Annotated in this window: 9 protein-coding genes, 5 pseudogenes and 1 other annotated feature; of the genes and pseudogenes, 7 read left to right on the top strand and 7 right to left on the bottom strand. The window is 55.7% G+C overall.

Annotated features, from left to right (window positions below):
* Positions 1-465 precede the first annotated feature (465 nt).
* Complete coding sequence (locus tag AC0L2L_RS23480; RefSeq protein WP_473581553.1) at positions 466-1,134, top strand: transposase; 669 nt, start codon at positions 466-468, stop codon at positions 1,132-1,134.
* Positions 1,135-1,217: 83 nt separating this feature from the next.
* Here the strand turns inward: AC0L2L_RS23480 and AC0L2L_RS23475 are convergent.
* Both AC0L2L_RS23475 and AC0L2L_RS23470 read right to left on the bottom strand, forming a co-directional pair.
* A pseudogene (locus tag AC0L2L_RS23475) lies at positions 1,218-1,365 on the bottom strand (insulinase family protein); the annotation flags it as partial.
* A gap of 336 nt (positions 1,366-1,701) precedes the next feature.
* Complete coding sequence (locus tag AC0L2L_RS23470; RefSeq protein ID WP_473581551.1) at positions 1,702-3,078, bottom strand: aminotransferase-like domain-containing protein; 1,377 nt, start codon at positions 3,076-3,078, stop codon at positions 1,702-1,704.
* Between the two features lie 98 nt (positions 3,079-3,176).
* Between AC0L2L_RS23470 and AC0L2L_RS23465 the strand changes: the two genes are divergently transcribed.
* The 5 genes from AC0L2L_RS23465 to AC0L2L_RS23445 all read left to right on the top strand — a co-directional run bounded on the left by AC0L2L_RS23465 (position 3,177) and on the right by AC0L2L_RS23445 (position 8,303).
* Positions 3,177-3,890, top strand: a complete 714-nt coding sequence (locus AC0L2L_RS23465) for a PLP-dependent aminotransferase family protein (RefSeq protein WP_473581549.1) — start codon at positions 3,177-3,179, stop codon at positions 3,888-3,890.
* Between the two features lie 253 nt (positions 3,891-4,143).
* Positions 4,144-5,259, top strand: a complete 1,116-nt coding sequence (locus tag AC0L2L_RS23460) for a fatty acid desaturase family protein (RefSeq protein ID WP_135909880.1) — start codon at positions 4,144-4,146, stop codon at positions 5,257-5,259.
* On the top strand, positions 5,256-6,599 hold the full coding sequence (locus AC0L2L_RS23455) for an O-acetylhomoserine aminocarboxypropyltransferase/cysteine synthase family protein (protein ID WP_473581547.1): 1,344 nt from the start codon (positions 5,256-5,258) through the stop codon (positions 6,597-6,599). The genes AC0L2L_RS23460 and AC0L2L_RS23455 overlap by 4 nt, the downstream gene beginning before the upstream one ends.
* The gene (locus AC0L2L_RS23450) at positions 6,544-7,374 is read left to right on the top strand and encodes a gamma-glutamyl-gamma-aminobutyrate hydrolase family protein (protein ID WP_473581545.1); all 831 of its coding nucleotides are present in this window, start codon (positions 6,544-6,546) and stop codon (positions 7,372-7,374) included. Before AC0L2L_RS23455 ends, AC0L2L_RS23450 begins: the two co-directional genes overlap by 56 nt.
* Before the next feature lie 5 nt (positions 7,375-7,379).
* A complete protein-coding gene (locus tag AC0L2L_RS23445; protein WP_473581740.1) occupies positions 7,380-8,303 on the top strand; it encodes a DMT family transporter in 924 nt (307 codons plus the stop codon).
* A 508-nt stretch (positions 8,304-8,811) separates the two neighbouring features.
* Here the strand turns inward: AC0L2L_RS23445 and AC0L2L_RS23440 are convergent.
* The 4 genes and pseudogenes from AC0L2L_RS23440 to AC0L2L_RS23425 all read right to left on the bottom strand — a co-directional run.
* A pseudogene (locus tag AC0L2L_RS23440) lies at positions 8,812-9,129 on the bottom strand (DDE-type integrase/transposase/recombinase); the annotation flags it as partial.
* Positions 9,130-9,132: 3 nt separating this feature from the next.
* Positions 9,133-9,838, bottom strand: a pseudogene (locus tag AC0L2L_RS23435) (IS3 family transposase); the annotation flags it as partial.
* Positions 9,441-9,557 (bottom strand) — a sequence feature (AL1L pseudoknot). It overlaps the preceding pseudogene by 117 nt.
* A 137-nt stretch (positions 9,839-9,975) precedes the next feature.
* The gene (locus AC0L2L_RS23430; RefSeq protein WP_473581543.1) at positions 9,976-11,661 is read right to left on the bottom strand and encodes an NAD(P)/FAD-dependent oxidoreductase; all 1,686 of its coding nucleotides are present in this window, start codon (positions 11,659-11,661) and stop codon (positions 9,976-9,978) included.
* Positions 11,662-12,133: 472 nt separating this feature from the next.
* Positions 12,134-12,304, bottom strand: a pseudogene (locus tag AC0L2L_RS23425) (transposase); the annotation flags it as partial.
* On the opposite strand from AC0L2L_RS23425, the gene AC0L2L_RS23420 reads away from it, so the two are divergent.
* Positions 12,297-12,494, top strand: coding sequence for a hypothetical protein (locus tag AC0L2L_RS23420; RefSeq protein ID WP_473581541.1), 198 nt, complete (start codon positions 12,297-12,299; stop codon positions 12,492-12,494). The pseudogene AC0L2L_RS23425 and the gene AC0L2L_RS23420 sit on opposite strands and share 8 nt — an antisense overlap.
* A 199-nt stretch (positions 12,495-12,693) precedes the next feature.
* Here the strand turns inward: AC0L2L_RS23420 and AC0L2L_RS23415 are convergent.
* Positions 12,694-12,817, bottom strand: a pseudogene (locus AC0L2L_RS23415) (IS5/IS1182 family transposase); the annotation flags it as partial.

Genomic DNA, 12,817 nt, shown 5'->3' with positions numbered 1-12,817 from the left:
CGTCGCGTGCGACCAGTTGGCTGCGGAAGATTTCATCGAGGTCATCAAGGCGCGTTGCGTCGTCGCTGGTCCGTAGCAAGGCCGCTTGCGCGGTGCCAAAACGGATCGGCCCTCATGCACCTCTGCGGCTACGGCGACCGAGTTCCGGGATCGAGATTGGATCGGCGCTCTGGAGCAGCTTCTTTAAGTTTGCGTGCAAGCCGTCGATGTACTATCAGACGCGCGGGCAAATAGCTTTTGCATGCTGCCATATTTCAAGGCCATCGACCTCCTCGTCCATGCTCGAGATGGTGTAGCCTACCTGCTCACAGGCTTTATAAAAAACGGTCTGTTCAGGGTGTGAGTAGCCAGCAGGCTTGCTCGTGCCGTCGGATGCATATAGCTCGGGCGACAGCAGAAGGGCCAGACGTTCATTCGTCGTCTGCCGCGACTTCCGCGTAATTCGTGTCCAACAAGGAAGAAACTATGAGGCGGCAAACCCGACCGTTCACGGTGGAGATCAGACAGAAGCGAAGTTCTCAAAAACGGGATCGTTCCATCTGGAGCGATGTCGATCTCTCCGCAGCAATGGCCGAGACAACAAGGGAGCTCAAAGAGATGGGGTTGCCAAATGGTCGCCTTGTTGACTCTAGTGTCGTAGCCCTTGATGCTGAACACATGCACAAACCGCGAGCGGAGCATCTCATGGCAAATCTCTTGGACGCTGAAGCTGCAACGGAACCGACAGCCAAAGTGGAGACACCTGAAAAGAAGAAGGCCCCACGGTCGCGGAAGGCGAAGGCTGAACCTAGGCAGCCTGCTCGGAAGAATGCAGCCCATACGGCGTCTCAAGCGCAGGAAGCAGCGGCCGTGCGGACCGGACGGAAGATTTATTCTGAAAAGGAGCGTGCCCAAATGCTCGGCCAGATCGAAAAGTCTATTAGTGGCGGCGCCACTCACAACAGTGCCGTAAAGCAGGCCGGCATCTCGGAACAGACCTACTATAACTGGAAGAAGGCTGCGTCGCCTGCATCGGAAGGTGACAATCTGAAGGACCTCGTCGCGCTCGAGGAAGAAAACAAGCGACTGAAGAGCCTGCTCGCGGAACGCTTGCGCAAGGAGAACGCGGAACTGAAGAGGAAACTGGGGCTGTGATGACGCTGAATCGCAGACCGGAGCGGATACGTATTCGTCGCTGACGGTATCCGAGCGCTCATCATCTGCTCCAACGATCTGGGCCGCGCGGTTTAACTCGCAGGCGGCGTGGTTGGCCGTCGCTTTGAACATCAGATGCTCGAAATGGTGCGCGATGCCGGATTTCCCCGGCGCCTCGTCGGCGCTGCCGATCTTATACCACACCATATGGGTGACGATGGGCGCGCGGTGAAACCGTACGTCAAGCGCGGCAAGAACGACGCGGTGGACGCAGAAGCGCTGTGTGAGGCGATGAGCCGGCCGACGATGCGGTTTGTACATGGGTCCGGACTTGAGCGGATGTCGATCTTTGAAGCGGCAGACTATGCCGTGGCCGCCTTGCGGCGGGCGGATTTCGGGCGTGCGCAGGCAAGCATGCGGTTGAGGACGGCGCAGCCGATGGCGACTGCACCAACGCCCATTCTCACAATTAACTGCCAAGTGACAATGGGTCGCTAACAGCGGATGAACCACACAAATTGAGGAAGAACCTAATTTAGTGCAGTGTGACAATTGTGGCCTAATTCGCTAGAGTGGTTTTTCGCCCCCAGCCAGAGCCGATCCCTGAACATGCAGAGCTGCAACCTTTCTCAGTGCGATGCTGAGCTCGTCATAGGTCGGTCCACCAAGACAAAGGCGAATTCCACTTTCATCGCTTTCCTCTGATAAGGAAAGTGCAGGCTCGGTGACCAGTATACCGATTTCGCGGGCGGCGCTGGCAAGAGCGATGGCCGCCGCGCGGCGTGTCGGGAGGAACATATGGAACCCGCTGCCAATCCAGGCATCAGTTATGGAGCTAAAGACTGAAGCCGCTAGTTTATTCCTCGCGACCGCTTCTGACTGTGTCATCGTCGCGATATGGGATGCGACTCCATCCACGACCCATCTGTACATGACAAGACTTGCGATCGGAGAAACAGTGGAACCCTGCGCGTGGATCACGCGCAGGAGATTACCTAGTTGGTCAGACGGTGCGATGAGAATACCGAGTCGCATTCCAGGCGTTAGAATCTTAGCTAAACTGTTGATATAGTAGGTTCTTTCAGGCACAAGATCGAGAAAACAGAGGTGCTCGCGAGCGGAGAAGGCAGAGTATACGTCGTCTTCAATGATCAATACATCTCGGTGCCTGCAAATTTCCGCAATATCCTTGAGGCGCGATCGCGACATCGTCTTGCCGGTTGGATTCTGCGCCGTCGGGTTCGTGAATAATATTAGACGCTTCCCCTTCGCCGCGATCTCGTGTGCAATCTTATCGAATGCAGACGGTAGAATGCCCTCAAAATCAGTTTTTATGCCGAATAATTGAAGGCTCAATAGCCCCGCGATCATCTGGAGGCCAGGGAACGGAAGATCGTCTGTCGCTATGCAAAGGTCCGGCGCGAGCAGCGCTGCAAGCACAATTGAAAGTGCTTGCTGGCCACCATTACAGAGGATCATCCGCTCGGCGTCGACGGAGGCACAGTAACGTTGCAGCCATCCTGCGAGTGCCAGACGATGCTGAAAGATTCCCTGTGGAGGCGTATATGCTCCGAAGGTCTTGGCATCAATCGCCGACGCTAGCGAAGCCAATGTCCCACTTAGCAACCGGTCCGACATAATGTTCGGAGGCACGTTCACGCTCAGATCAATAGCCTTGGTGATCGTGAGATTTTTTTTGGTCGCGAACATGCCGCGACCATGGACAGATGCGGCGAGGCCTTGGCGCTCCAGCAGGCCATAGGCCTTGGTGACCGTTCCCAAGCCCACGCCTAGTTGATAGCTCAAGTCCCTATGCGCTGGGAGCCTGGCGCCGGGTGGGATTTTGCCACTGCTCAGATCCTCCGCGATCGCGGCTGCGAGGCGCTGGTAGATCGGCTCACTACCTACGGCGAGTCGTGGTTCCCAAGGCGATTTCAACTGCATCTGGCATCCAAAAGTGTCACGTTACATAATAATGATAGCATAATAAGTGTCTCATCGTGTAGATAATATGCAGCCGAATTTAATAATGGGTCATATGCGTGAAGATTATATGTAACCAAGATGAGGGCCATCTTTCAAGCAAAAAGGGAGATATTTATGCGAGACGACTGCATAGTCTTAGCAAGAAATTTTCCTACAAGCGTGATAACCATCTGGGAGATTCTTACAATCTCGATTTTGACCTAGAGCCAATCTCTCAATTCGACAAATTGTTAATTAATAATTTAGGTGATCCATATGTCGGTTCACACTATGCGACCGAGGTCTGTGACTTAGAGCGAGAGGTGGTCGACTGGATCATGCGGGTATGGGAGTGCGCCGATCCAGAAAAATATTGGGGGACTGTGGGCGCGAGCGGAACTGAAGGCAATCTATGGGCCATATACCTTGCGCGCGAGACCCTTGATAATCCTGTTCTGATATACTCCACAGAGGCGCACTACTCGCTTCCAAAGGCTGCAAAAATCCTCCGGATCGAGGCTTTGACGTGCGGGGCCGATTGTTCCGGTGCCATCTCTCCAGATGCTCTTTCTGAGGTTATCCACGCAAACCGTCATCGCAGCATCATTCTCGCACTGACGTCTGGAACGACGATGAAAGGCGCACACGCCGATATCACGTCCTGCGTCAGCGTTCTGGGCCGCGTCGGGATGGATCCGGGCCGACGCTCTGATGGGATCGCGCAACGGCCACGCCGTTCTCGCGATCTGGAACCGGCTGATGCGGCTTGGCATAGCCGGTTTCCGCCATAATGCCCGAACCTACATCGAGCGTGCGGAAGGCCTCGCAGCAGCATTTCGTTCAGCGGGCATCCCGGTGTTGCTCAATCCATGGTCCTTGTATTTCCGAGCCATCCGAGAGGCTCGTCAGCGAATACCAGCTCGCATGCCATGACAACTCCGCCCACGCGATCGTTATGCCAAACGTCAAAGCTGATCTCATTGACCGCTTCGTCGGTGCCTATACCGCAGAGTGGCGCTGCAATTCTCGGCAAAAGGTGTCTTCATGAACGCTCACGCGCGGCCGCTCTACAACGGCATCGAAGCGCCCGGCCGCTACGTTCACCATCGTTTTGATCGATGCATCACTAGTGACATCAAAGCTCTTACAACTGACAATTGGCATGGCCCGCTTTATATCGTGAAGGATTATGCGGTGATCGCTGCCTTCGCGTGGCTGGTCATTGGGGTCAGCTGGTGGTTCTATCCTCTCGCAGTGATAATGATCGGAGCCCATCAGCGAGGGATCTCCACCATTCTGCACGATTCTGCGCACGGTGTGCTGACAAAGAACCGTCTGCTGAACTTCCTGCTCGGCACATTGCCAACGGCTTGGCCCATCTTTCAACGCCACTTTGCCTACAAGGAATCACACGTCCACAGCCATCATCCCTTTCTGGGAAGAGCCGACGCCGATCCTGACCTGGAGTTCTTCATCGCGGAAGGTGTCTTCACACCCCGAACGGATCGTTCCTTCGTCTGGAAGCTCATCATCCTGCCCCTGCTGGGATCGAAAACCTACGCCTATCTGAAGTATCTGGTCCGCAACAGATATCAAATGATCCTCAATTCCCTCTCCGGCAAGGAGAGTTCAGTGCGGGTGAAGCGCGGAGAAAATTGGCGTTACGAGTTCGATCGCTGGGGGTTCTACGCGTTCTGGGCTTGTATCGTCGTGTACGCTTTGATCTATGGCTACTTCTCGGAAGTCGTCCTTCTCTGGGTCGTTCCCTACCTCACCTCATTCCACATTATCGGCTGGTTTATCGAGATGTCTGAGCATTGCAGCTCCATCGAAAATCAGACCGTGAACCTGCACATGGCTAGGAACCGCCGCAGCTGTAATATCGAGAAGTGGCTGACCGCGATTAATAACGACAACTACCATCTCGATCATCATCTCGACCCGACAACCCCGTTCTGGCGCTTACCCGAAGCACATGCCATCCGCATGGGGGACCCCGTCTATGCGGCGCACTGCTCCGAAACGGGTGGGATATTCCAGCCTGGCCCAAATGGTGAGCCTTCGATCCTGAAACTGATCCGCGACCAGAACCGGAAGCGTTTCGCCCAGTCTGAATGCCGCGCCGAGAAGTATCCAACTCCCGGAGAGATCCAACGTTGACCAAACCAGAGAAAAATGACCCTTCAGCACGATTGGCGCCAACGCCACGCCTGCATCCGGAAACGGCAGTGTTGCATGGCGGCTATCGCTATGATCCGGCGACCCTTGCTACAACTGTACCGATCTATCTCTCGAATGCTTATGCATTCGAATCAATTGATCACGCATCGGACGTCTTCGATCTCCGACGCGAGGGGCGCACCTATTCGCGGTTGATGAACCCGACAACGGATATTTTCGAGCAACGCGTTGCGGCTCTGGATGGTGGCGTCGCCGCCTTGGCAACCGCGTCGGGGCAAGCCGCAATTATGCTTGCAATCCTAAACATCACCGTAGCCGGGGACAATATCGTAAGCTCCACGCACCTGTATGGTGGCACAATCAATTTGCTGGCCAGTACGTTTCAACGGCTCGGGATTGAAACCCGCTTCGTCGATCCAAGCGATCCCGAACGTTTCCGCGAAGCCTCAGATCACCGAACGCGCTGTTGGTTCGGCGAAGCGCTTCCCAACCCCAAGCTCAGCCCTTTCCCGATCGTCGAGGTCGGGGCGATCGCGCAGGAACTCGGAATTCCGCTGATCATCGACAACACGCTGACCCCTCTTATCTCCCGCCCTCTCGAGCTTGGCGCCCACATTACCGTGCACTCCACTTCCAAATATATCAGCGGCCACGGCACGACGATTGGCGGCATTATTGTGGATGGGGGCACCTTCGACTGGGCTGCCTGTTCCGAACGCTTTTCGTTGATGACACGTCCTGACATCTCGCACGGTAACATTCTTTGGCTCGATGCCGCGCGCAATCTGCCCGGCCCCTACGGAGCCAGCCCGTTTCTGCTCAAGATGCGCAATACGCTCATGCGCGATTTCGGTCCCTGCCCGTCGCCATTCGCATCTTTTCTCTGTATCCAAGGTCTGGAAACGTTACCTTTGCGAATGCCTCGACATTGCTCCAATGCCCGCCAGCTAGCCGAGTTTCTCATCGCGCATCCTGGCGTTCTCGAGGTAACATATCCGACTTTTGGCGGGATTGTTGAACGGCATCGCGCCGAGCAGAACATGGGTGATCATGGTGGCCCGATGCTCGTGTTCGAGATCGCTGGCGGCATTGAGGCTGGGCGCCGTTTTATCGAGCGGTTGCGACTCGCCTATCACGTCTCAAATATTGGCGACGCGAGAACACTCGCCACTCATCCAGCCTCGACGACACATGCTTCGGTCCCGCGCGAGGCGCGCCTTGCTGCCGGAGTTCGCGATGGAACAATCCGGATTTCCGTAGGACTTGAGCATATTGAGGATATCATCGCCGATATCGGGCAAGCTCTTGAGGGCACCTGATTGTGGCCGCGCTGATAAACAGCGGCCCTGCGTTGGTGTCATTTCCGACCGCCGGACAGAGGACGGCGTCGGTTATGAGACCGTACGCGTTCGTTATCTTGAAGCCCTGCGTACGACCGCAGGTGTCTTACCGCTAGTGATCCCGGGCGGACTGGTGGAAGGGGATTTGCGAGTCTGTTTGTCAGTCCTCAATGGCGTACTGCTGACCGGGGCGGAGTCGAACGTCTCGCCCTCATTTTACGGGGGCCCAGAGGCTTGTCCAAAGACGCTTGATCTTGACCGGGACAGGACAAGCTTTGCTGCGATCGAAATTGCATTATCATCGGGCATTCCCCTGTTCGGAATCTGCCGTGGGCTGCAAGAACTCAATGTCGCACTTGGTGGCAGCCTCTCAAGCAACATCTCGGAAGGTGAAGGTCGGATCACTCATGTGGAAGACCTCTCTCTCCCACGCGACCTTCAATACGCCCCCTTTCATGCAATTCTAGCCGAAGGCCACGGCCACATCGCCCAATGCATCCGCCGCTCGCAAAAGAATCCAGTCTTGGTCAATACCCTGCATCGGCAGGGGATCGCGCGTTTGGCGGATGGCCTTGCGGTTGATGCGCGATGCGTGGACGGCGTTATTGAAGCCATATCGGTAAAGGACACGGCAACTTTTGCTGCCGCCGTACAATGGCATCCTGAATGGTTTCACGTTGAGGATTCGCTCAGCGTCGAAATCTTTCGTGCATTCGGCGAGGCCTGCCGCTCGCATATGATAGAAACAAAGTGACCGCCATGAGAAATGCTTATTTTTCATCAATCCTTGGGGCCGGTTTCGCTCTTCTTGCAGCTCTGTCCAATGGAACCGTCGGCGTGCTTTCGCGGTCCGCTTTCAAGGAAGGCCTCGATCACACTGCAGTTGCATTTTGGCGTTGCGCCATTGCGTTTTCGCTGCTCTCGATCATCATCCTTTTAAGGTCTGGAGGTTTAGCTCGACTAGTCTCAGTGTTCACGGGATCGTGGAAGATCGCCGTCTGCTCCGCGCTTGGCATCTTCACACTTTACCATTTCGAAACCCAAGCTTTCACGTATGCACCGATCCCGCTTGTCGCCATCCTTGTTTTCGCTGGCGGCCTTGGTGCAATCGCGCTCGACATCCTCATCTTGAAGGAAAGGGTAACGACCCGAAAGGCGTTCGCCATGACCATGGTCTTTCTTGGAGGTTACTTCGTGATTGCTGGGGACGGCCTGATGACCGGAAGCATTATCGGTGTTAGCCTCGCCCTTATCGCGGGTCTAGGCTACGCCAGCTTTATCTTCGCCTGGAAGTTCTTTAAGCTGCGCTCATCCCTAGAAACCTTCTGGTGGTTCCTGGCTTATGGCCTCGTTATGCTCGCTGTTCCCTATGCTTGGAGCGGAGCACCAATCCCGTCAGTGAACGCGCTGCCAAGCTTGCTATCACTGGGGGTTATCCCCTCGTTCTGTGGGTTCTACTGCACAATTCTCGCTCTTCAGCATATCGAGGCATACAAGACGCAGGTCATCGAATCGAGCGAGCCGTTCTTTTCTGCGCTCTTCGCAGCCGCGCTCTTCGGCGAATGGCTGACAGGTCCAGGAATGTTTGCAGCATTGGCCATTATCGTCGGTGCGTTGATTACATCCATGCCAGAGCGCCGCGCCGTCTCTATGCAAGTGCGCCCAATTGGCGAAGAGGATTAGGGCAACTGCTTATTATCTTTTCCGAGGACCAATATGCTCATGAAAGCGCGGGCGGGTTATGGCGCGGACAGATGGTGCCCTGCTTCGACACACCAGAACGGCCGAAACGAATAATCGCTGGCCTTCGCAATGTGGGGTTCGAACGGATTCTACCGCCGAAGCCGATTACGTCCAGCGCCCTGCAGACAGTTCACGATCCAGGCTTCATCCAGTTTTTAGAAGCAGCTCTGGATCGCTGGAGTGCGGAAGGAAGGCAGGGGGATGCATTGCCTTCTGCTTGGGCCACTCGGACCTCCTGCCATCTTACTATTCCGCAAACAATTGACGGGCAACTCGCTTACTATGCCGCGGATGCAGCTGCCCCGATCGGAGAAGGAACCTTCAGAGCCGCGCTGGCTTCGGCCGCTAGCGCACTTGACGCGGAAAATCAGGTGCTTGATGGAATCGAACCTATACGGGATGTCACGTTGTCTGCATATACACGCGTTGAGACCTGCAGGCGCAGATGTCAGCTGACCATGGCCACGGCTTTCCATTCCGCCATGGCCTGCAGGCGGTGAATATGTGTAGCGAGAGCGGAGCGTTTTGAGCGGGGCGGGACGAAGAGATTGCGCTGAGCCGAGAAGATCGAAACGAAGCGTTGCAGTGCTCCTGGTGATCGGAAGCCTTGCATAATCCGCTCCCGTTTTCGCAGCGGCACATGCGAATTCTCGGCACGGTTGTTCAATCCCTTATGCGACCAATGCTCGACGTCCGGCATCACCTGTCGCCTGGCTGCTCCATAGGAGCGTAGCTTGTCGGTGATCATGCGCTTCGGCGCGACGCCGCCGGGGGCATGGAACTGGCGGTTGACCTGATCGAGCGGACAGGGAGCGGCCTTGTCGCTGATCGTGGTCTTCACCGGCTTGCCGCGGATCGCCCCTTCGAGACCCATTTGGCGCATCAGCCGCGAGACGGCGCAGCGGGCGACGTCGAAGCCTTCCCGCCCAGCTGCCGCCGGACCTTGCGCACCCCATAGACCCGGAAGTTCTCCTCGAACACGCGCCGCACTTCGACCTTGAGTTCCTCATCGCGCTTCGCCCGCGCCGACAGCCGGGAGGGATCGCGCCGCTTGGCGACTTGATCGTGGTAGGTCGACGGGGCGATCGGCAGCACCTTGCAGATCGGCTCGACCCCATGCGCCTCCCGGTGATCGTCGATGAACGCGATCATGGCTTGAACGGGCGGTCGAGCTCCGCCTGGGCAAAATATGCCGACGCCTTGCGCAGGATCTCGTTGGCCTGCCGAAGCTCCCGGTTCTCCCGCTCCAGAGCCTTCAGCTTCTCGGCAACCTCGGTGGGAAGGCCGGCGCGCACGCCGCTGTCCACCTCAGCCTTCTTCACCCACTCATTGAGCGACTGCGCCGTGCAGCCGATCTTTGCCGCGATCGAGGACACCGTCGCCCAGCGCGAACCATGTTCGCTTTCGTGATCCAAAACCATGCGCACCGCGCGGGCGCGCACCTCGGGCGAAAACCTGTTAGTCGTCTTGCTCATGATGGCTCCACCTTCTCAAGGTTTGGAGCCTCCGGCAAACCCGGCGCGGTTCAAGTATTTGATTGCAAATCTCCTCGAGTGTGGACGTTACAACCATTTAAGAAGCCTTTTCTAAAGAACGCTAAATTTACCGGTTCTCAATATCGATAAGCGGAATTCATCGAATCAATAGGGTTACCGCTCAAGAGCTGGCCGCCACTGCTGCGGATAACAGCACATGCGGCATTCAAGCCCGTTTGTACCGCGCCCTCGACCCACCCGCCGGTAAAGGAGCATCCACATCCTGCGAGATACAAGCCCGTGTCTTCTTCCGGTTTTTTTGCGGTAGCGAATTGGAAAAATAACCGTTCTGAATAGATGTCTTCACCAGGATAATTGAGCTTGAAGGCACCTACTGAATATGGATCCATCAGCCAATCGTGCTGCAGGACATGACGTTCATAGTCGCCGTTAGCCGGGACTAGATGACGGGCGAAATCAGGGGAAATGGTGGCCAGATCATCGACCAGACGCTGGCACCGTTCCTTTTTGTCCAGAATGGAAAGCATTTTGTTAGCATCATCTTCCCATGTATAACTTAGCAGCACCACGCCCTTACCATCCGGATCATCTGGCTGATAGTCTAGGCAGTAAACCCCTCTGGCAAGGCCATCTGACAAGATGGTTGTCGGCAAGCCCTTTTTTAACCAGAACTTGTTTTCCGTCAGCATAAACAGCTTGGAAGAGCCGGTAAGGTGAGTTTCTCTGACCGCTCGCAAAACTTCGTTAGTAAGAAAGGTTCCATCTGCCGTGAGACGATGGGCCAGCTCCATAGCTCGATTGCTGGTAGTGACGATGACGCGGTCAAAAGGCACGATCTGCCCTCCTGCGCATGTCACGAGAATCTGACCGCCCTGTTTGTAAATACGGCTTACATGACCGTAGCGGACACGCTGCCGCAAACTCACACCGTTAAGCTCCTGTTCAGCCAACCGTTTCACCAACAGAGAGATCCCTCCCATAATCAGGCGCTGATCGTCCTCGTACCCGTTAATTACTAGACGCAGCATCTCAGTAAACGCGGCTTGGTACACAGGCAAAAAGCCTCCAGATCCAATCCCCAGCGATCCGAAAAGCTCAAAATCTTCCGGCCTTTTCCAAGGTACGCCCCCTGGTGGCTGCGGTCCGGTAAAGATGGTGACGAGGGCCGAATAGAAGGAGATGTCGCGAAACGAATCTAGCCAGGCCTGCCATGCGTCACGAGCTTGGTCAAAGCGATGCGACCGAAGCAAAGTTGTGATCTTCGCCGGTGCGGGCAGTTGAATCCCTTCGTGCACGTAACCGTCGCTTATCAAAGCCTGCCATCCTTGATGAACGCGTCTGAACAGTGGCGGCGGAGACTCGCCGGCCTGCCATAAATGACGCGCACCTCGATAGTGCACCTCGGTATCCACGATGCCCGGATCGGGGAAGGAAGCTGCGGTATCTATCCTCAATTTGTCCAGATAATGGAACAGGCAGGTTGCGCTGGAAGGAAAGCGCATAGCGCCCATCTCGGCAATGAGATGCGGTTCGCGCGGGTCGAAGATCTGTGACCAAGCCCGCCCACCCATACGATCCCGCGCCTCAAATAGCACGATGTCCGTTATTCCGGCGCGCAAAAGTTCAGTCGCCGCCACCAAGCCACTGATGCCGGCGCCCACAATGCCAACCCGCGGGCGCCGGCTGTTTTGAGCAAAGCTCCCAATACCACCTTCAGACTCGCTCAATCGCAAGAACGGTCCATAATCATACAGAAGATCGATACTCGGCAATGAATTTCTTGCGATAGTATTGTTCAGCATACCGCTCTCCGGTGATAGCTATATTTCTTGAGATCTAGTGTGGCCGCCGCTCAGAATGCCTCCCCCGTTAAATTGGAACGCTGGCCACAGCATAACAATTGCTGCTCACCGGAGGCGCAATTAACGGTGTGTATTAGAAGAGAGCTTGCCAACTTCTGTACTTAGTTAATAATAATTACTGCAAAGGCATCACGCTAAACGACGATTGACGCAATATTTATTTGGATGAGAATGGATTTTTCAGCCGAAATACGTCGGGAAGTCGCTCTCCTGCCACTGAGCATGTTCCAAATACTCGCGGACGATATCTTATATTAGTGCTTGCTAACGAGCAATATTATCTATTTCTTTCTATCACTCAATTCCCACTCATTGAATTAATATTACGTTTCATATGTAATATAATATGCTTCCTCACTGATCAGAACCCATTTGTCCATTCTCTTCGGCCGATGGACATGATGCGCCAAGGCTAGTTTTCGAGCTTGCGCCAAGCATCGCAGCAATGGGCGACGATATCGTCATAGGATTTGAAGATGCGGTTCGACAGCCAGTTTTCGCGCATGACGAGCCAGAGGTTTTCGACCGGGTTGAGCTCCGGTGATTTCGGCGGCAGTGGCTGGATGGTGATATTCGTGGGCACGACGCCTGGCGTCCTTTCCGGCAAGCAGCCTTTGGTTGCTTCCATCGACGGCTATATCACTTTGGGGGGCGAGGATGAGGCAGCTGACTACGTCGACGAAGACGGCCAGGCCTGGCAGGCCACGCCCGGTGCAGTCGTGTGGGTGGCGGAGGTTACCAGAAAGCTGAAACCACGACGACGGCGTAACTGACCGCCGGTGGGCGTGTTCTAATTTGGGTATACCCGGCCTGAATACCCGCCATGAACACGTCGCAACCGGAAAGCCTGTTTTGGGCTCAATCGTCGTTATGAACAGAGCATCGCGCCGGCACACCCAAAATGAACGGCGTTGGTGCATGGGTCCGGACTTGAGCGGCAGACTATGCCGTGGCCGCCTTGCGGCGGGCGGATTACGGGCGTGCGCAGGCAAGCATGCGGTTGAGGACGGCGCAGCCGCTGGCGACTTCGGTCTTCTGAACGGGAAGCGACCGTGCCCGCAAACGCCGCCCGATGGTGGACTTGTATCGCCCTATG

The sequence above is a fragment of the Mesorhizobium sp. WSM4832 genome (assembly GCF_055811115.1).
This window is presented reverse-complemented; position numbering and strand designations above follow the sequence as displayed.

Excerpts from the sequence above, each read along its gene's own strand:
- AC0L2L_RS23430 (WP_473581543.1), bottom strand. The coding sequence starts at position 11,661 with ATGCTGAACAATACTATCGCAAGAAATTCATTGCCGAGTATCGATCTT.
- AC0L2L_RS23445 (WP_473581740.1), top strand. The coding sequence starts at position 7,380 with ATGAGAAATGCTTATTTTTCATCAATCCTTGGGGCCGGTTTCGCTCTT.
- AC0L2L_RS23480 (WP_473581553.1), top strand. The coding sequence starts at position 466 with ATGAGGCGGCAAACCCGACCGTTCACGGTGGAGATCAGACAGAAGCGA.
- AC0L2L_RS23460 (WP_135909880.1), top strand. The coding sequence starts at position 4,144 with ATGAACGCTCACGCGCGGCCGCTCTACAACGGCATCGAAGCGCCCGGC.
- AC0L2L_RS23470 (WP_473581551.1), bottom strand. The coding sequence starts at position 3,078 with ATGCAGTTGAAATCGCCTTGGGAACCACGACTCGCCGTAGGTAGTGAG.